Origin of the sequence: Pseudomonas sp. P9_35, assembly GCF_034008205.1 — a bacterium.
Lineage (GTDB): Bacteria > Pseudomonadota > Gammaproteobacteria > Pseudomonadales > Pseudomonadaceae > Aquipseudomonas > Aquipseudomonas kilonensis.
The window spans coordinates 1327395-1346362 of the sequence record NZ_CP125373.1; the positions used below are offsets into that span (position 1 = coordinate 1327395).

Below are 18968 nucleotides of genomic sequence, written 5' to 3' on the forward strand. Positions count from 1 at the left end.
CACTATGAAAATAACAAAGAATCTGTTGCAGGCCGGTGTTCTGGGGCTCTCCCTGCTGGCCGCCAGCGTCATGGCGGCAGTGCCTGCGGCCGAGGCCGATAAACTCGGCAAGAGCCTGACACCGATGGGCGCCGAGATGGCCGGCAATGCCGACGGCTCGATCTCGGCCTGGAAAGCCATGGCCAAGAATGCCGGCTCCGTGGACAGCAAGGGCTTCCTCGCCGACCCATACGCCAGTGAAAAACCGCTGTTCACCATCACCGCGCAGAACGTCGACCAGTACAAGGACAAGCTCGCGCCGGGCCAGTACGCGATGTTCAAGCGTTACCCGGAAACCTTCAAGATGCCGGTCTATCCGACCCATCGCGGTGCCACCGTGCCGGACGAGGTGTTCGCCTCCATCAAGAAAAACGCGGTCAACACCAAGCTGGTCTCCGGCGGCAACGGCCTGGAGAACTTCGAGACGGCCGTGCCGTTCCCGATTCCCCAGAGCGGCGTGGAAGTCATCTGGAACCACATCACCCGCTATCGTGGCGGCAGCGTGACGCGCCTGGTCACCCAGGCCACTCCACAGCCCAACGGTTCGTACAGCCTGGTGTACTTCCGCGACCAGTTCGTGTTCCGCGACAAGATGAAGGATTTCGATCCGGCCAACCCGGGCAACATCCTGTTCTACTTCAAGCAGCAAGTGACCGCGCCGGCGCGCCTGGCCGGTGGTGTGCTGCTGGTGCACGAAACCCTCGACCAGGTGAAGGAGCCGCGTTCGGCGTGGGTCTACAACGCCGGCCAGCGCCGTGTGCGCCGTGCCCCGCAAGTGTCCTACGACGGCCCGGGTACCGCCGCCGACGGCCTGCGTACCTCCGACAACCTGGACATGTACAACGGCGCGCCGGACCGCTACGACTGGAAGCTGGAAGGCAAGAAAGAGCTGTACATCGCCTCCAACAGCTACAAGATCGATTCGCCGCAACTCAAGTACGCCGACATCCTCAAGGCCGGCCACATCAACCAGGACCTGGCACGCTACGAGCTGCGTCGTGTCTGGCACGTGACCGCGACGCTGAAGGAAGGCCAGCGCCACATCTACGCCAAGCGTGACTTCTTCATCGATGAAGACACCTGGCAAGCTGCGGTGATCGACCACTACGACGGCCGTGGCCAACTGTGGCGCGTGGCCGAGGCCCATGCCGAGAACTACTACGACAAGCAAGTGCCGTGGTACGCCCTGGAAACCCTCTACGACCTGCAGTCCGGCCGCTACCTGGCACTGGGCATGAAGAACGAAGAGAAATCGGCCTACGACTTCGGCTTCACCGCCACCACCGCCGATTTCACCCCGAACGCCCTGCGTCAGGACGGCATCCGCTAAACCGCTTTACCCGAGGCCGCATCCTCGAAGAAACGCCCCGACTGGTTCGGGGCTTTTTTTTGTTCGATCAGTCAACACAAAACCCTGTGGCGAGGGAGCTTGCTCCCGCTGGACTCTGTAGGAGCTGGCGAAGGCTCGGGCCGCGTTCGGACGATCTTTTGATCCTGATCTTTCGCTTTGAGATTCAAGTGTCTGGGGAAAGATCGCAGCCTCGTTTCACTCGACAGCTCCTACACAGCTCCTACAACTCAGCGGGAGCAAGAGCGGTGGCTGCCTGAGTTTTTTCAAGTCGGTCGGCTTGTAGTCTTTTTGTAGCCATTTGTAGCACTCCCTTCAATACCTCCTCGTTTACCGCTAGTCTGCGGACATCTGCAACGCCGCCACCCGCCTTTCAACAAGAGCCGGCCATGACTGATTTGTCTTCACTTCCGGATTCTGCCCGCGCAGCCATCGCGGTACAGGACGGGCGTTTCTACCGCCCGCCCTTGCCCGACGGCCATGTCGTGCGGCCGCGGTTGTGCGAGCGTTTGAGCGCAGGGCTCGGAGGCCGGTTGCTGTTGGTCAGTGCCCCGGCGGGGTTCGGTAAAAGCTCCCTGGCGGTGGAGTTCTGCCAGAGCCTGCCGGCCCATTGGCAAAGCCTCTGGCTGGGGCTCAGCGCCCGGGACAACGATCCAGGCCGCTTCCTTGAACGGTTGCTCGAAGGGCTCCAGGCCTTTTTCCCGCAACTGGGCGGTCGGGCGCTGGGGCTGCTGAAAATGCGTCAGCGTCATCAACCCTTTGCCTTCGAAGAATGGCTCGACGGCCTGCTGGACGAACTGTCCACGCACTTATCGCCTCATGAGCCCTTGTTGCTGGTGCTCGACGATTACCACCTGGCCCAAAGCCCGGTACTGGATCGCTGCCTGCAATTTTTCCTCAATCACCTGCCCGACGGGTTGCTGGTCCTCGTCACCAGCCGCCAGCGCCCGGACTGGCATCTGGCGCGCCTGCGCCTGTCGCGGCAACTGCTCGAACTCAATGAGCAGGACCTGCGTCTGACCCATGACGAAGCCTTGACCCTGCTTCAGCATCACAGCAGTTCGTTGCGCGGTGAGGCGCTGGAAAATCTTATCCGGCGCAGCGAAGGTTGGGTGGCCGGGTTGCGTTTCTGGTTGCTGGCCGCCTCCGAAGCCGGTCCCGAAGGCCTGCTGCCCCAGGCCTTGCACGGCGGCGAAGGGCTGATTCGCGATTATCTGCTTGAAGAGGTCATCGACTGCCTGCCCGCCGAGGTGCAGGCATTTCTCTACGACACGGCCCCTCAGGAGCGCTTTTGCAGCGAACTGTGCGACGCGGTGCGCGAGGCCCATGACAGCGCCGAAATCCTCCGTTACCTGGCGGCCCACCAGGTGTTCCTGGTACCGCTGGACGAGCACGGCCATTGGTACCGATACCACCACCTGTTTTCCGACCTGCTGCGCAGTCGCCCCAGCGCACCGGCCATGGTCCCGGCCGCGACCCTGCACCTGCGGGCCTGTCGCTGGTTCAACGCCCAGGGCCTGATCGACGAAGCCGTGGAGCAGGCGCTGCGGGCCGGGCACCTGGACGTGGCGGCGAACCTGGTGCAGAACCTCTCGGAGGAGCAACTGCTGGCCGAGCAGAACGTCGGCATGTTGCTGCGCTGGAAAATGGACTTGCCCGACAGCCTGCTCATCAGCACTCCGCGACTGATCGTGCTCTACAGCTGGGCGTTGGGGCTGGCCTGCCAGTTGGACGCTGCCGAAGAGCTGGCGGCGCACTTGAGTCGTTTCCTGCCGGCCCCCTCGGCCACTGCGCAAAAATCCATGCTCGCCCAATGGCTGGCCCTGAGTGGGATCGTCGCCCGTGGCCGGGGGGATCGCGAGGCCACCGTGCGGTATTGCAGCGAAGCTTTGGAGAGCCTGCCGCAAAAACGCTACGGCCAGCGCCTGATGTGCCTGTCCACACTGTCGAACCTGGCGATTGCCGACGGCGACCTGTGGCGCGCCCGGAACCTGAACCGCGATTCCCTGGAGCTGGCGCAACGGGTCGGTAATCCACTGTTCGAGGCCCTGGCCCATTACGATCGTGCCCGCGTCCTGCAGGCGCGGGGAGAGATCCTGCGGGCGCTGGATGAAGTGCACCAGGGCCTGCAACGTTTGCACAAGCTGTCGCCCCAGCGGCTTTATGCGGTGCGGGCGCGCTTGATCATGTACGAAGGTTTTTTGCTGACCTTGCGCATGCAGCCCCAGGTTGGCCTTGCGCGGCTACAGGCGGGTCTCACCGAAGCCCGCGCCTGCCGCGACATCAGCGTGCTGATCGGCCATTGCGTGATCGCGCGTATCGAAGGCTACAGCGGCGAGTTCGCCCGGGCCTTCGCCGAACTGGCGGAAGCCGAGCGGCTGATGCATATCTGGGACGTTCCGCCGATCTACTATCTGGCGATGATCACCCTGGTCAAGTGCGAACTCTGGTTGGCCCAAGGCCGCACCGACCTGGCCGAAGCCTGGCTGGCCCGGCTGGGCCAGACCTACACGGGCGAACGGGCCGCCGCACCACCGGAATTCCACCCGCAACTGCCGCTGCATGTCGAGTTGCAACAGGCGGTGCTGGAGTCCATCCGAGGCCAACCGATACTCGCGCAAGGACGGCTCGATGCCTTGCTTGAACACGGTCAGCAGAGTGGCCGGCAGATGCTCAGCGTGATGGCGCTCAACCAGAAAGTCGCCTTGCTGCTGAGCATCGGGCGTGAACCCGAAGCCCGTCGCACCCTGGCCCAGGCTTTCGAAGCTGCCAGCGGCGGGGTATTGCAGCCCTTCGAGTGGTTGTTCGGCGAGCACCGTGAATGGTTGCGCGAACAGCTGCTGCAAGCACCGCCCAGTACCTTGCGCGAGCACCTGCTCGAACGCCTGCCCTCGACGGTGGCCCAGCCTGCCGACCCGGCGGCGCCGGTCGAAACCCTCAGCAGTCGCGAGCGGGCGGTGTTGCAGTTGATTGCCCAAGGGTGCTCGAACCAGGAAATCAGCGAGCAGTTGTTTATCTCGCTGCACACCGTCAAGACCCACGCCAGCCACATCAACAGCAAACTCGGCGTCGAGCGCCGCACCCAGGCGGTGGCGCGGGCGAAGGCGTTGGGGTTGTTGGGCTGAGCAAGATTTGGGAGCGGTGAGAAAAATCTGTGGCGAGGGAGCTTGCTCCCGCTGGGCTGCGAAGCAGCCCCCCAACTAATAACCTGACACACCGCGGTGCCAAGTGTAGGGTCGCTTCGCAACCCAACGGGAGCAAGCTCCCTCGCCACAAAGGCTTTGACAAGGAATCCCTCGATGTTGCCCCAGTACAAAACCATCCAATCCCCCGTCGGCCAACTGATCCTCGTCGCCCGGGAGACACGGCTGGCGGCCATCCTCTGGGAAAACGAGCGGCTCAATCGGGTGCGGCTGGGGCCTTTGGAGGAGGACACCCAGCATCCGGTCCTCAAGGAAACCGAGCGTCAGTTGCTGGAATACTTCGCCGGCCAGCGCCGTCGTTTCGAGCTGGAGCTGGACTTCGCGGGCACTGATTTCCAGGTGCGGGTCTGGCAAGCCCTGTTGACCATCCCCTTTGGCGAAACCCGCAGCTACCGCGACATCGCCATCCAGATTGGCCAACCGACAGCGGTCCGGGCGGTCGGCGCCGCCAATGGCCGCAACCCCATCTCGATCATCGCCCCGTGTCACCGCGTCATCGGCAGTTCCGGCAGCCTTACCGGCTTCGCTGGCGGCCTGGCGGCGAAACAGTTGCTGCTCAGCCTTGAAGGCCAGCAGAGCCTGCAATTGGCGTTCTGACCCATCAGCATGGCTAAATCCATCCCTGTGGGAGCGAGCCTGCTCGCGAAAGCGGTGCGCCAGTCAACGGAGAGGCGACTGATCCAACGCCTTCGCGAGCAGGCTCGCTCCCACATTGGTCACAGGTCACAGGTCACAGGTCACAGGTCACAGATTTCAGGCTGATGGGGATTTGGGCGGCAGCATCCGCGTCGGCGGCTGGCCGTTGGCGTTGTGCTGGTAGATCTTCGCGGGCTGCCCCTGTTCATTGAAGAACACCTGGCCAATGCCGGCGCTGTTCCACAGCCGCTCACCGGCCTCGGCGTGTTCCGGGGTGTGGGGGACGATGCGCATGCTGCGGCGCTTGGTGAACCAGTTCAGGGGCGAGCGCGGCGAATAGAGCCAGCGGTTCAGGCGATCGAACCATTCCAGCAGCGCAGGGGGAAATTCATTCTTGATGCCACTGCTGGTGATCTGCCAAATGCGCGGACCGCCCTTGCGGTGTGGGATCAATACTTCGTAAACGAAGGAATAATGCACGTCCCCGGACAGCACCACGTAATTACCAGGCGTACGCGAGTGGCGGAAAATGTTCAGGATCACCTGGGCAGCGCCGCGATGGGCCATCCAGTTTTCCGCATCCACCAGCAGCGGATAACCGCACCAACTGAACACCCGCTGCACAGTCTCGATCAGCTTCACACCGAAGATCGGCGCCGGTGAGACGATAATCGCCGACGGGTGATCCAGCAATTCCTGCTGCAACTCGCTCAGGGCTTCCCAATCCAGCAGGCCGGAAGGTTGCTTGAGGTTGTTCTCGCTGCGCCAGCGGCGGGTGCGGGTGTCGAGCACCACCAGGGCCGGGGTGCTCGGCAGCACGTAATGCCATTGCTGGAAACCCAGCAGGGTGTCGATCAGCTGGTCCTGGGGTTCGCTGTCGAGGTAACGGTCCCGGGCGGTGTCGCTCAGGGCCAAGGTTTGCGGGAGCACGTCAGCGAAGGCATCCGGGTTGTTGCCCCAGCCCTGGCAGAGCATGTAGGCGATCAACGCATTGCCGATGATGCGTTTGGAGAACGGATGGCCGTAGGCCGTTTCCTCCCACTGCGCAGACAGGTTCCAGTCATCGGTAATGTCGTGGTCGTCGAAAATCATCAGGCACGACAGGTGCGCAAACACTCGCGCCACGCCGCCCAGCCCGGTCTTGAACGCCTCGATGCGCTGCTGTTCCAGGTCGTAGCGCTGGCGCCGTTCCACGGTCAGTTCGGGCGGTAGCACCGCGATCAACGTCCAGGGCACGGGCGACCACACCAGCAGGTACATCGCCATGACCTCGGCGAAGGTCACCAGGTGATTGTCGGCGCTGCTGCTGGTGAAAATCGGCTTGCGGGCCCCGCCGAAAAATCGTTCGCGCAGGGTTTCGTTACTCTCAAGTGCGGGCAACAAATCGGCACGATGGTAATAACTGGCCGGGTGCTGATAGAGCTTGGCGCTGTCTTCCACCACGGCGCCGTCCAGGCATTCCTCGAACAGTCCCAAGCGTTCGATCAGCGCATGAATCGCCCGCAACATGGGCCCGGCGACGTCGTCGGCATAGACCTGGTCGCCGCTCATCATCAGCAATGCCGGGCGTTGCTCAGGGGCTTGCGCCAACAGCCGATCGACGCAAAGCAGGCCGTCGTTGGCTGGGTAATGGGGTTTGCGGCAAGAGCCGTGGACCAGTTGCTCGATGCGCGAATGCAGCATGAAATTCGGACACTGTGCGCCGTCATACAGCTGATGCGGCGCCCATTCGGCGATGGGCGCGCCGTCCACCAGCAAGTCGTAGTCAATCGTCACGTCCCGGGGCAGGGGGCTGGCGAGCCGTACATCGATCAAGTGCACAAACGCCCGCTGCCCCACCGGCACCACGGTGCAGCGCGTCGCATCCAGTGCAAGATCGCCCACGCCGGCCACGCGCAACGTCAACGCCAATGCTCGCGTGCCCACCAGCCACATCACCAGCCGCGTGGGCTCCAGCCGTCGCAACAGTGGACCGACCAGGACGGCGGGCAGGGTGGGGGTGTCGGCGGTGGACGGTAGCATTCGTGGGTAAAAGCTCTGTTCAGGGAGAGGCGGGGATCATAACGCAATGTGCTGGGTTGCTGGGGACGGGGAGGCATTGTGGCAACCCTGCTTTTGTGGCGAGGGAGCTTGCTCCCGCTGGGGCGCGCAGCGCCCCCAAAACCTGACAACGCGGTGTGTCAGGCAAATATTTGGGGGCTGCTGCGCAGCCCAGCGGGAGCAAGCTCCCTCGCCACAGATAGTGTTCAGCCAGGGGCACCAAGTTACCCCCGGCCTTGTTACATCATTGGACCTTGTTTGAAGCCTCCGCCGCCTTGATCAGATCCGGCCCGATTTGAGTTTCGAACTTGGCCCATACCGGCTTCATCTTCTCGCGCCAGGCATTTCGCTGCTCCGGTGTGAGGGTAATGATTTCGGTGGTCTTGGCATCGAGTACATGCTGCTTATCCAGCTGGTTGAACCGCTCCGCTTCCTGGTTGGCATGGGCGGTGGACTCGACCACGATCTTGTCCAGTTCGCTGCGAATATCCGGCGGCAGACCGTTCCAGAAGTCCGAGGTGGTGATCAACATGTAGTCGAGTATGCCGTGGTTGGACTCGGTGACGTATTTCTGCACTTCATTGAGTTTCTGGTTGTAGAAGTTCGAATAGGTGTTTTCCGTGCCGTTGACCAAACCGGTGCGCAAACCCTGGTACACCACTGAGAAAATCATCGGTTTAGCCTTGGCGTCCACCGCCTTGAATTGTTCCTCCAGCACTGCGGAGGTCTGGATCCGGAACGTCAGGCTGCGGGCATCCTCGGGTGTGCGCAGGGGCTTGTTGGCCGATAGCTGCTTCATGCCGTTGTGCCAATAGGCCAGGCCGGTGATGTTCTTGCTTTCCATGGACTTGAGCAGCTTCTGGCCCTCGGGGCTCTGCTGGAAACGGTCCACGGCGGCGATGTCGTCGAATAAAAACGGTAAGTCGAACAACTGCACGGTCTTGGTGTACTGATCGAACTTGGCCAGCGACCGCGCAATGATCTGCACTTCCCCGAGGAGCAAGGCTTCCAACTCCTTGTCATCGCCATACAGCGTGGAGTTGGGGTACACCTCGACCTTCACCTTGCCCGGCAGCCGCTCTTCCGCCAGCTTCTTGAACATCAACGCGCCCTGGCCCTTGGGCGTTTGGTCACCTACCACGTGGGAGAATTTGATGACGATCGGCTCGGCCGCCACCACCGTGCCCCACGCCCCAAAAGCCAGCGTGCAGGCAAGCGCTTTCCACATAGGTTTGAGCATTGCGAAGTTCCCTTTGCATTTTATATTTATCGTACGGGTCTCTTCGAAACCCGACGTACAGCAAACAGCGATAAGTCTAGGAGAAAAATCACCCGTCGCAGGGTTCACAGATCTTATGCCCGCCGCAATCCTCTTGTGGGAGCGAGCCTGCTCGCGAAGACGGCGGCACATTCAGCATCACCGGCCCGGGCAGACCGCTATCGCGAGCAAGCTCGCTCCCACAATTTTGATCTCGGCTGTTCACTGATCCTGGGCCCACCGCAATCCCCTGTGGGAGCGAGCTTGCTCGCGATGACGGCGGTACATTCAGCATCACCGGCCCGGGCAGACCGCTATCGCGAGCAAGCTCGCTCCCACAGTTTTTGATCTCGGGTGTTTGCAAATGCTGCGTCCAGCACCAACCCCCTGTGGGAGCGAGCTTGCTCGCGAAGACGGTGGCCCATCCTCTTGCTAGTTGCGCTTCCAGCACTCCGCAAACCGCGCACATACCCCGTAACGCTCATCCATCTGCGCCATCCTCTCCAGGTGATGACCTACCGCTTCGACCATCACCCCATTCCCGATCCGGAAGTACTCCACCATCATCGCGACGTCCAGGTCGACCTCGGCTTTTTCCGGTTTGGCGTTGGCGGTTTTGGGCAACGCCCACTGCTCCAACTGCTCGTCCTTCAACTGCCGCAGGCGGGTCTGGTATTCGTCCTTGAAGCGTTCCATCGAGTGCGCCTTGTTCTGCGCCATGTCATCGCCAAACGTCTTCAGGTTTTCCCGGTACAGCGTCCAGTAGTCAGCCGGCAGCTCGAAGCCGAGCTTGGCCTTGCGTTCGCTGATCAGGGTGTCCAGCTTCTCTGGCGAATAAGGCTCGACTTTTTCCTTGGCCGGATCGCTCTTCACCGTGACGACCAGGCTTTTATCGATGACTCGGTTCATCAGCTCCAAGCGATGGGGCGTGTCCGGGTAGGTCTTGGGGAACAGCGCATTGCGACCGGCGCAGGCGGGAAAGTCTTTTTTCAGGATCGGGATCGGTGTGCGCACGTCCTTGCCGTCGATCCGTTGCAAGCGTTGCAACCGAGTCAGGCAGAAGTTCTTCTCGGACTTGAACGTCACCTCGTACTCGGCATTGGCCTCGGGCGTAAAGTTGAAGCCCTTGCCGCACACGGCATAACCGCTGTTCATGTTGGTGCGCAGGTGAATCTGCTCACCGGGCTTGAGCTTGACCTCCAAATAACCCCTGGCATCCTTGGGTGCCGGAACGCTCATCCCCACCCGCCGCGCGGTATCGCTCAGCAGCATATTGTTGAGAATGCCGGTGGTTTGCCCGTCGCAATGGGCCGCGTCGAAATAATCCAGCGTGGCGTTGCTGGTATTGGCGACGAACCGCAACTTGGCGGCGTCTGGTTCGATGGCATCGGGATAAGTGCCATTGACGCTGCAGCCGCCGAGCAATACAAACAACGCGGACAATGCTAACAACGGGGCAGGACAGCGAGGCAGGGCGAGCATAGGTCAACCTTGAAGGATCGATAAAGTCGGCGAATGCTACTGAAGTGCCACTATCGCGTCCATCACCTGCCGCCGGGCTGTAGGCAATACCCTCTTCTTCTCGACAAGGACTTATGGATGATCGACTTCAACAACAAAGGCTTCTTCAAGCTCAAGCAAAACGACGAATACGCCGAACGTGTCACGGCCCTGCTACTGGACGGTGAACAGGTCATCGACGCTTATAAATCCATGCGCGACGGTGTGGTTTTCACCAACAAACGCATCATCGCGGTGAACGTACAGGGCATCACCGGCAGCAAAAAAGACTTCACCTCCTTGCCCTACAAAAACATCGTCGCCTACTCGGTCGAAACCTCCGGCACCTTCGACCTGGACTCTGAACTGGAGATCTACTTTTCATCCCTGGGCAAAGTGAAATTCGAATTCACCGGCAAGACCGGCATTGTGGAAATCTCCAAGGTGATCTCCAAACACCTCCTGGCCTGATCGGCAAACTCAGTGTCCACCGCCAATCCCCTGTGGGAGCGGGTGTTTGCAAATGCAGCGTTCACCACCGCCCCTCCTGTGGGAGCGAGCTTGCTCGCGATGACGGCGGCACGGCCAACATCACCGGCCCAGACAGACCGCATTCGCGAGCAAGCTCGCTCCCACAGGGGCAGCTCCGCCTGTTGAACTCAGGGCTCCAACGCCGGCCCCTTCAACTCGATCTGGTTGCCATCCGGATCGAAGCAGTAGATCGACCAGCCCTTGCCCTCCGCGCCATAGCGCATCTGCGCTTTCTCAACGGACAGGCCGGCCGAGGCCAAATGCGCGAGGAGGGCCTGTTCATCAAACGGCTCGATACGCAGGCAGAGGTGATCGACGTTGTGCCCTTGCTTACCGGGCGCCGGTCCACCTTGGCGACCGAGAGGCCCGTCGACGGCCACCAGGTCAATCATCGAAACACCGGTGCCCAGATGAAGCATGCCAAGATCGTCCCGGCGCTTCTTGAGCTCGCAACCGAGCACCGACGTGTAGAAAGCGAGGCTGCGCTCGATGTCTTTTACGCGCAGGACGATGTGGTCGATACGTTGAATCGTGAAGTTCTTCATACGGGCCTCATGTGCTCAGTGCCGCATTGTTTTTTGCCACAGGAATTCCACACGCTATCGGGGCTTCTGATACCGTGCAAAAAAACATGATCTGGAGAATGGCATAAGCATGAAGGCTCCACGAATTTTTATGATCCACGCGACCCCATTGGCGATCGAGCCCATCACGGCAGCCTTTGCCCGGCATTGGCCGCAGGCACGGATCATCAATCTGCTCGAGGACTCGCTGCCCCAGGACCGGGTGGAAGAGGGCGAGTTGACCACGAGCATGAAGGCGCGCTTCCTGACGCTGTCCCACTACGCCGTACAAAGCGCGGCGGATGCCATCCTGTTTACCTGCTCGGCGTTTGGCGATGCCATCGACCTGGTGAAACCCGAGGTGGCCATTCCCGTGCTCAAGCCGAACGAAGCCATGATCGACCAGGCGCTGAGCCAGGCATCGCGCATTGCTGTGCTGGCAACGTTCGAACCCACCATTACCTCGATGATGCCCGAGTTCAAGCAAGCGGTAGAGCGCAGTGGTCGCGCGGTGGAAGTGGTGCCTTATTTCGTTCCGGGGGCATTGCAGGCGTTGAAAGACGGCAACCCGCAAGCCCACGATGCCGCCATCGTGGAAATGGCCGCTCAGGTTAAGGATTGCGACTTGATCTGCTTCGCCCAGTTTTCGATGACCAGTGCTGCCGAACAGGCCCAGGCTCGCTCCGGACTACCGGTATTGACCACACCCGACAGTGCCGTGCTGGCGCTGCGCAAGTTGCTCTAAACGGACGATTTCGTTTCTTCCCAGGATGGATGATTTACCCCATGCCCAAGTTCAACGCTCACCTCGGTTTTCAATTCAATGAAGTGCCTTTTCTACAACGCATCGAAGCCGCCGCCGCTGCCGGGTTTCGCGCGGTGGAATTCCCGTCGCCCTACGAGTTCGACGCCAGTCTTCTGGCCGATCACCTGACTCAACACAACCTGCCGTTGATCCAGTTCGCCGCACCGGCTGGCGTGACCAAAGGCATCGCAGCCTTGCACGGCCAGGAAGAGGCGTTTCGCAGCGGCTTGCTCCAGGCTGCTCGTTATGCGAAGGCGCTGGCATGTTCGGATGTCCACATCATGTCGGGCGTTACGACCCAGGAAGACGCCGCGCTTATCTATGGGCGCAACCTGGAGTACGCCGTCAAATTCCTTGAGGACCAGGGGCTGCGGCCGCTGATTGAAGTCATCTGTGTGCAGGAAATGCCGGACTACTACATGTCCGACTTCAGCAAGGCGCAGCAGGTGCTGGAGATGTTCCCGAGTGTTGGGCTGATCCTCGATCTTTACCACGCCCAACGGTTGACCGGGGACGCGGCGGATATCCTGGCTCGGTTCTATGACCGAACCGTCCATGTGCAAATTGCCGACTGCCCGGGGCGTCATGAACCAGGAACGGGGAGCATGGATTTTGCGGCGTTGTTCGCAGACTTGGAGCGGCGTGGCTATCAAGGCTGGATCGGCTGTGAATACCGCCCCACCGGCTCTACCGTGGCAGGCCTTGATTGGCTCAGACAGTTCAGTGCCTGACAAACAGCCAAGCCTGCCTCCACCCTCCTGTGGGAGCGAGCTTGCTCGCGATAGCGGATTCACAGTCAACCAATCTGCTGGCTGATACACCGCCATCGCGAGCAAGCTCGCTCCCACAAAAAAAGCGGCCCGGTCTGTGGGAAATCTGCTGCCCGTCTATCCTAGGTAGTCTTGAACCAGGCGCGGAATCGGCAACCGATCACCCAGGGACTCCCACACCATGAAAAAACAAGAACAAGACAACCTCATCCAAACCCTGAAAACCCGCTTCGAAAAAAACCTGAACCGTCACCCAGACATCCTCTGGGCCGACGTCCAGGCCAAGCTCGAAACCAACCCCAATGCCTTGAAGTCCCTCCAGGCCATGGAAGCCACCGGTGGCGAGCCAGACGTGATCGGCCTCGATCCGAAAACCGCTGCTGTCACCTTCTGCGATTGCGCCAAAGAAAGCCCAACCGGTCGCCGAAGCCTTTGCTACGACCGCGCCGCCCTGGACGCACGCAAGGAGAACAAGCCCAAAGGCAGTGCCATGGAAATGGCTGAAGAAATGGGTATCGCCCTGCTGACGGAAGAGCAGTACCGAGCGCTGCAAACGCTCGGCGAGTTTGATGCCAAGACATCCAGTTGGCTGGCAACCCCTCCAGCGCTTCGCTCGCTCGATGGGGCGATTTTTGGCGACTACCGATATGGCCGGGTGTTCATCTACCACAATGGTGTGCAATCGTATTACGCGGCGCGTGGGTTTCGTGGGGTATTAAGCATCTAAGCAAACCTGTGGCGAGGGAGCTTGCTCCCGCTGGGTTGTGTGTAGGAGCTGTCGAGTGCAACGAGGCTGCGATCTTTCATTGCCCGTTGAGTCTGGAGCGAACGCTCAAGATCAAAAGATCGCAGCCTCCGGCAGCTCCTACAGAGCCGAGCGGGAGCAAGCTCCCTCGCCACAAAAGCTGATGTGTTCGAAGGATCGCGGTGAGGCAAATCCACCTCACTCAAACACCAGAATCTCACCCCCCTTGGCCTCAACCATCTCACTGAACTCCGGCAACCGCGCCACGAACTCCGTCTCAAACGCCAGATACCGATCCTGCCCCGGCACGTAACGAACATCCGGCTTAATACGCGGGATGTCCTTGGTCGACAGCTTCACCACCTCATCACTGCCCTGATTCCAAAACCACGCCAGCGTCTGCGACCCAAACGTATTGGCGCGATAACTCCACACCCACCAATCCCCATGCCCCCGGGACACATGAAGCTGCCCATGAAACGTGCGCAAGGTAATGACCTGCTTGGGCTGCGTGACAAGCAGGCGCGTGTCCTGGCGCAGCTCGCTGCCGAAACCATCCAATGTCGCCTTCGTCGCAGTGCCGGTCATGAAGTTGAAGCGCCACGCCAACAGCACCGTCTCCTGATAACCCGAATGCTCGACGTTCTGCCGCGCGCCTTCACTGAACAGCAGAACCTCGTTCCCCCCCAGGTACACGGTTGACGCCCGCAGCTTGTAAGCCTCAGCGGGCATCGGTTTGGCGGCGATGGCTTGGTGCGGCGATTCTTGACTCCAAGTCCAGCAGCGCGGGCCGTTGTGCTGCATGAACAGCAAGCGACCAGGGCCGACGGGCAGGATCGTCAGTTCATCCGCGTACTCGAAAATCACCTCGCTGCTGTCCGCCGTGATCCGCCAGATCCGCGTCACATGCTCGGGTTCGTAAATACGCTGGCGTTCGAATATCTCCGAGCCCACCACCACGCAGGGCTGTTCAAACTCCGGCCATTGCACCCCGGCAGGCCCGAACGCCGCGATCTCATCGCCTTGCCGAATTTCGTATTGGTAACGGTCGTCCGCACTGTAATCGCCGCGTATCCCCCGACGTTTCCAAAGGCTGCGCTGGGCATCGGCATCGATGAGCTGCAAGTCCGCGCCGTCCACGCCATCGGTCCGGTGTTCGAGCATGTCCTGCTCGGCGGGCGGCCACTGGTTGTAATCGATCAGGAAGCACAACCACTGGTCTTCGTCCTGCTCGGTGATGGCGGCCCAACCGTTGCGGTAGTTGTATTCATGCACATAGGTGGCGCCGGGGTAGTCATGGACTTCCTGCAGCCACTTCACCTTGCTGCGCTTGGGTTTGGCCGGCTTGCGTGCTTTCACCGCAGGGGGCTCGATCAACGTTGCCGTGAACCTCAGCTCCCCGCGCGGGCTTTGCCAGTGCTTGGCAAACGCCTCGCGCTGATCCGAGGGAAAAACCACCGGCCGATAATCATCGCCACCGGCATCCAGGTTCCACAAGTCATAACCCTGAGCCGCCAACACCGGCGCCAGCGCCTCGAAGCAGATCTCGGGCATCTCGTTGGACAACTCATCCAACAACGCCTCGAACCCCGGGCCGGCAAACACACCGATGTCGGGATAGTAATGCTGCAACAGCCCGAGCAAGTCGCTGCCCGGTGTTTTCCAGTCGATATGAACCAACGGATCAAATGGCGATTGCATCGCGGCTGTCTTCCTTGTGATGGTGTCTACATCGCTCGGTCAATGTGTTTGTGGCTAAACAACGCGTGCAACGCTGTTGCGACCAATAAGGCCTTGCGCGGCCAACGCTTGGAGTCGCTCTGTAAGCGCTGCTCGCTCGGCCTTTGGCGTGACTGGATCGACCATCTGATATTGACGATCGCACCATAGGTTCAATTGACGAAGCCACAAGGCCTGCACCGCAGGTTCTGCGTCCAGTCGAGCCAACAGGTACGCAGCCTGCTGCCATAGCGGTCGCAACTGGAAAATCGCGCTTCGGCGCTTTGTCGAAAGGTCATGCCAATCTCGATCCAGCTTGGCGTCTACCCCAGCGTTCACTGAAGACCAGGGTTGTTTGTTCAAGCGCACGATTGCTGCGGCAAAAACATTGTCCGACGGGTCATCAAGGGCCCTGAGCAGTTCCGGCAGCAGGCTATCGGATACGGTGCTGACAGCGGCATGCCTCACCGTTGAATAGGGGGAACGCAGCGCTTCTTCTTGCCACTGCGCTTCCAGCTCGATGTTGAGCTCCGCTGCAAGGCCAAGCACACCAAGCCAGTCCCGCTTCCGGATGGGCATCTCCTGCTTCAGTCGGTCAGCAAGGATCGTCGCCGCATCGACGTTGCTGTTTGGCGCAGCCCAACGCGCGAGGCTACGAATCGAGGGTGATGCGTCAAGCAAGGCCTCACACACAACCGGCCGCGGATCATCAAGCAGAGGAAGCAGCGTGCGCAGCACGCAAACGCGAAACTTGGCACCGCGCTGAGACAGGGCTTCAAGCAGCAAAAGCCGAGCATGGGCGCCCGGCATTTGCTGACAGGCAGAAACGGCCATCAACTTTACGGTCACTTCACGATGGGCGAGGGCGCTGCGTAGCAGTGCTTGCGGGGCAGGATCATTCTCAAGCAAAAGTTCGAACAAATAGCGGGCAGCTTTACCCTGTCGTGTCAGGAAATTCGCGTGGACTGTCTCTCGGATAACAGGCAACTGCAAAACAGCACGAGCGGTTTGCAGGGTCTTGCCGTGATCAGCTCTACGACGCGCGGCCAAAGCCAAGAGGGGCTCCACGGCAAACAGCAATGCCTGGATGTGGTCGGGCGAAAGGTAATGCTCCAGGCCTGCGGTGGCTAAATCGCGAATTTGCGGGACCCAATCATTCAACCGCTCGATCAACGCGACCAACGCTTCAGGCGAGGGATGCCTGCACAGTTCCCTTACGGCGATTTCCCGGACGAAACCGTTGTAGTGACTGCTGAGCTCTGTCCACGTAGCGTGGGTCCCTGCCTGCGCGAGCGCTTCCAGCGCTTCGTTCTGCCGACGATCAGCCCAAGAGAGCTCAGGCGTCTGCTTGTTCTTCAACCTGTCCAGCCATGATCGTATTGCGCTCACGTTTCAGTCCTTTGCACACCTTCATGCGGGTTTTTCTTATACCTCATTCCAGGGGCAAAATTCGCCTCGACCACGCCCCAAAACCCTACAACCCGGTGCACCGGGAAAACGACTGGCAGATTTACGCCCCCGCATAAATGGCGCCCAGGTTACCCCTCGTCTACCGTTGACGGAAACCGCCCCCCTGGAGAAAGCCCCCATGTTCACCTTCCCCCGAGCACACCAGAACAGAAGATGGGAAGGCCAAGGCACTCTATTCGGCGGAGGGCTTCCCTGGTATGGCGGGGATAGCCTGGGCGTGTGCTTCGGTTTCAGTACACTCTGGGTCGATATCGGTGCGCCCTATGACTGTTTCGACGCGTTGCAGGCCAGAAAGGAGGCGATCGCCGATGCTCAGCAGGGGCTGACTGCCAATATGTTTCTCGGTGTGAGCATTGCACTGGAAGACACTGCCGAGTCGATCATCGGGCGCGCTCCGAGCAGAGTAATGAGCTACGTCGGCGGGGTCGCCAGCCACATCATCCTCGACATCCTCCAGCGGCCCGGGGCCCATCACTTCATTATTTCGTTCTACTACGTCGATGGCCCGGAGGGCGGCGGTGGTCACGCCATCGCAGCGTCCTTTGACGACGGCCAGACGGGGCGACTCTTCGATCCCAACTACGGCGTCGGCGCCTATCAATCGAGAACCGACCTGTGCAACGACCTGCACGCGCTGTTGGCGAGCTACGTCGCTCCCGGCGGGCATGTGACCGAGAGCTACCTGTTGGAGTTTGATCACGAAGATGAATTCGGTGCGTTCCAAGGAGCCGCAGCACCGCACTGATCGGCGATGAATTCAGCTGACATCAATGGCCCGGAAACTCGGATCGATAGCAAACCGGTGAACTCGCGTCTGCCCGTTTCTCTACCTCATCCTCCAACCATTCAGCCAACACCACGGCATTGTTCTCGACCGTGGATTTGGCGGCATACACCAGGGTGAGGTGGCCGCCCTGTGCAACATCCACCAACCGCCACCAACACTGCGGCTGCGCAGCCAGTTCCTTGCGATAGGCGACTTTGAACTGTTCAAACGAAACAGCCCCCGCCTTGAATGCCTTGCGCAACTCATGGGAAGGCCCGAGCTCCGGCAGCCACTCGGCTATGGCGAGTTCGTCCTTGCGACAATTGCGCGGCCACAAGCGGTCCACCAAAACGCGCACGCCATCCTCGGCGCTGGCTGTTTCATAGGCTCGTTTGCACTGGATCATGGAGGCCTGCCTGTGGAAGAGGGGACCGCGTCAGAATAGGCCGACGTCCACTGCGGGACCAGGTCCTACGTCCAAAGCGCTCAACCGACACTGCCTTGCGCCATTGCCTACAACTACGCCAGAATCCGCCGGCTTGTGCGCCCTGGGTTGCGTCGGTAGTTTGGGACCTGTCACTGCTCATCAGTGATCGGGTTTAGCAGCTCGTGGCGAAACAGGTTGTGCAAGGTGTCATCCAGTCGGGAATCCCTATCCTGCACTTGATGGTGGCTGTGCGCAGGGCGTCCCCGGACGCGCCGGTTTCTTGTTTCCCCGGTCTGCTAACCTGCGTTCAGCTGCCTCCCCTCGTTTAGCAGCGAGTGGGTGATGGCTCCAATGACAGGAAGCAAGACGATGGCAAAAGATACTCCGAATCCCCCCGATACGAACGAACACGTCTCTCGTGCTCAGTCTGCCCGTAACAAGAAAATCGATGACGCTGCCACGCGAGCGTTGGATTACTACCTGAAGCCTAAGCCGAAGAGCGAAACGTCTGACAAGTCGGACTCCATTTTTCGGATTGATCCGGGTGTGGACTCTGAGTGTTTGCTTGCGAATCTCAGTGAGAATCTGGCTTCGGCGAATGCCATGATCAATGATTTGGCGTTTGATCTGGATGGTTCGCGGCGGCGCGTTGCGTTGGGGATTTTGCAGGTGATTGAGGTGAGTGAATTGTTGGCGAATCGGGCGTTGGATATTGTTGAAGTGAGGTAGCCGAGGCGTTCGCCTCAATACAGGAAAGGTCTTGCACGGCTAGACCTTTCCTGCCGCCTTGGCGTGGGCGGAAAAGCCCACCGCTGACCTGCAGCGTGTGGGGAATGAACAGAATCGTAGGAGCTGACCCATGATCAGCAAAGCCAGAGTCAGCAGCGTGAAGCCTGTCCCCGGCAAACATGTCTTGCGGGTGGAGTTTGCCGACGGTAAGCGCTATGACGTAGACCTGCGGGAACATATCCGACAATTCCCGGTGCTCAAGCCTCTAGAGGACCTTTCGTTATTCCGCACCGCCCAAGTGGGCGAACGGGGCTTTGATGTGAGCTGGGGTGATGACTTGGAACTGGCGGCTGTCACCCTGCATCGGTTGGCGCTGGAGCAAGCCAGTGAGGTGATGACTGGATAAGACCCACAAGGTT

17 protein-coding genes are annotated in these 18968 nt (G+C 60.4%); 10 read left to right on the forward strand and 7 right to left on the reverse strand.

The window, feature by feature from the left end:
• The first annotated feature begins 4 nt into the window (after positions 1–4).
• From QMK47_RS05665 to QMK47_RS05675, 3 genes are all read left to right on the forward strand, one after another.
• On the forward strand, positions 5–1369 hold the full coding sequence (locus QMK47_RS05665) for a DUF1329 domain-containing protein (RefSeq protein WP_214511270.1): 1365 nt from the start codon (positions 5–7) through the stop codon (positions 1367–1369).
• Positions 1370–1776: 407 nt separating this feature from the next.
• Positions 1777–4512 (forward strand): LuxR C-terminal-related transcriptional regulator, encoded by a 2736-nt coding sequence (locus tag QMK47_RS05670; RefSeq protein WP_320389913.1) that lies wholly within the window; start codon positions 1777–1779, stop codon positions 4510–4512.
• A 174-nt stretch (positions 4513–4686) separates the two neighbouring features.
• Entirely contained in the window at positions 4687–5187 is a 501-nt protein-coding gene (locus QMK47_RS05675) for a methylated-DNA--[protein]-cysteine S-methyltransferase (RefSeq protein ID WP_253471669.1), read from the forward strand.
• Between the two features lie 156 nt (positions 5188–5343).
• Here QMK47_RS05675 and QMK47_RS05680 read toward each other — a convergent pair whose 3' ends face one another.
• The 3 genes from QMK47_RS05680 to QMK47_RS05690 form a co-directional block, all read right to left on the reverse strand.
• Complete coding sequence (locus tag QMK47_RS05680) at positions 5344–7248, reverse strand: alkaline phosphatase D family protein (protein WP_320389914.1); 1905 nt, start codon at positions 7246–7248, stop codon at positions 5344–5346.
• A 262-nt stretch (positions 7249–7510) separates the two neighbouring features.
• Entirely contained in the window at positions 7511–8506 is a 996-nt protein-coding gene (locus QMK47_RS05685) for a TRAP transporter substrate-binding protein (protein ID WP_253471671.1), read from the reverse strand.
• 450 nt (positions 8507–8956) lie between these two features.
• Positions 8957–10006 (reverse strand): hypothetical protein, encoded by a 1050-nt coding sequence (locus QMK47_RS05690; protein WP_320389915.1) that lies wholly within the window; start codon positions 10004–10006, stop codon positions 8957–8959.
• Between the two features lie 117 nt (positions 10007–10123).
• On the opposite strand from QMK47_RS05690, the gene QMK47_RS05695 reads away from it, so the two are divergent.
• Positions 10124–10495: a PH domain-containing protein gene (locus QMK47_RS05695; RefSeq protein ID WP_024777581.1), complete on the forward strand. Its 372-nt coding sequence runs from the start codon at positions 10124–10126 to the stop codon at positions 10493–10495.
• 188 nt (positions 10496–10683) lie between these two features.
• On the opposite strand, the gene QMK47_RS05700 is transcribed toward QMK47_RS05695, so the two are convergent.
• A complete protein-coding gene (locus QMK47_RS05700) occupies positions 10684–11100 on the reverse strand; it encodes a VOC family protein (RefSeq protein ID WP_057451118.1) in 417 nt (138 codons plus the stop codon).
• 109 nt (positions 11101–11209) lie between these two features.
• On the opposite strand from QMK47_RS05700, the gene QMK47_RS05705 reads away from it, so the two are divergent.
• From QMK47_RS05705 to QMK47_RS05720, 3 genes are all read left to right on the forward strand, one after another.
• Positions 11210–11863 carry an aspartate/glutamate racemase family protein gene (locus tag QMK47_RS05705; protein ID WP_053185763.1) on the forward strand — a complete coding sequence of 218 codons (654 nt, stop codon included), beginning with the start codon at positions 11210–11212 and terminating at the stop codon, positions 11861–11863.
• A gap of 41 nt (positions 11864–11904) precedes the next feature.
• Positions 11905–12654 carry a hydroxypyruvate isomerase family protein gene (locus QMK47_RS05710; protein WP_320389916.1) on the forward strand — a complete coding sequence of 250 codons (750 nt, stop codon included), beginning with the start codon at positions 11905–11907 and terminating at the stop codon, positions 12652–12654.
• A gap of 220 nt (positions 12655–12874) precedes the next feature.
• Positions 12875–13420, forward strand: a complete 546-nt coding sequence (locus QMK47_RS05720; RefSeq protein WP_320389917.1) for a DUF4256 domain-containing protein — start codon at positions 12875–12877, stop codon at positions 13418–13420.
• A gap of 216 nt (positions 13421–13636) precedes the next feature.
• Here the strand turns inward: QMK47_RS05720 and QMK47_RS05725 are convergent, their stop codons facing one another.
• Positions 13637–15139, reverse strand: coding sequence for a hypothetical protein (locus tag QMK47_RS05725; RefSeq protein ID WP_320389918.1), 1503 nt, complete (start codon positions 15137–15139; stop codon positions 13637–13639).
• Between the two features lie 54 nt (positions 15140–15193).
• Positions 15194–16546 carry a PBS lyase gene (locus tag QMK47_RS05730; RefSeq protein WP_320389919.1) on the reverse strand — a complete coding sequence of 451 codons (1353 nt, stop codon included), beginning with the start codon at positions 16544–16546 and terminating at the stop codon, positions 15194–15196.
• A gap of 199 nt (positions 16547–16745) precedes the next feature.
• Between QMK47_RS05730 and QMK47_RS05735 the strand changes: the two genes are divergently transcribed.
• Positions 16746–17372: a YopT-type cysteine protease domain-containing protein gene (locus QMK47_RS05735; protein WP_320389920.1), complete on the forward strand. Its 627-nt coding sequence runs from the start codon at positions 16746–16748 to the stop codon at positions 17370–17372.
• Positions 17373–17394: 22 nt separating this feature from the next.
• On the opposite strand, the gene QMK47_RS05740 is transcribed toward QMK47_RS05735, so the two are convergent.
• Positions 17395–17799, reverse strand: coding sequence for a DUF488 domain-containing protein (locus QMK47_RS05740; protein WP_253471709.1), 405 nt, complete (start codon positions 17797–17799; stop codon positions 17395–17397).
• Positions 17800–18189: 390 nt separating this feature from the next.
• Here QMK47_RS05740 and QMK47_RS05745 point away from each other — a divergent pair, with 390 nt between their 5' ends.
• The gene (locus QMK47_RS05745; RefSeq protein WP_320389921.1) at positions 18190–18549 is read left to right on the forward strand and encodes a DUF6124 family protein; all 360 of its coding nucleotides are present in this window, start codon (positions 18190–18192) and stop codon (positions 18547–18549) included.
• Between the two features lie 130 nt (positions 18550–18679).
• The gene (locus QMK47_RS05750) at positions 18680–18955 is read left to right on the forward strand and encodes a DUF2442 domain-containing protein (RefSeq protein ID WP_320389922.1); all 276 of its coding nucleotides are present in this window, start codon (positions 18680–18682) and stop codon (positions 18953–18955) included.
• Positions 18956–18968: the final 13 nt, after the last annotated feature.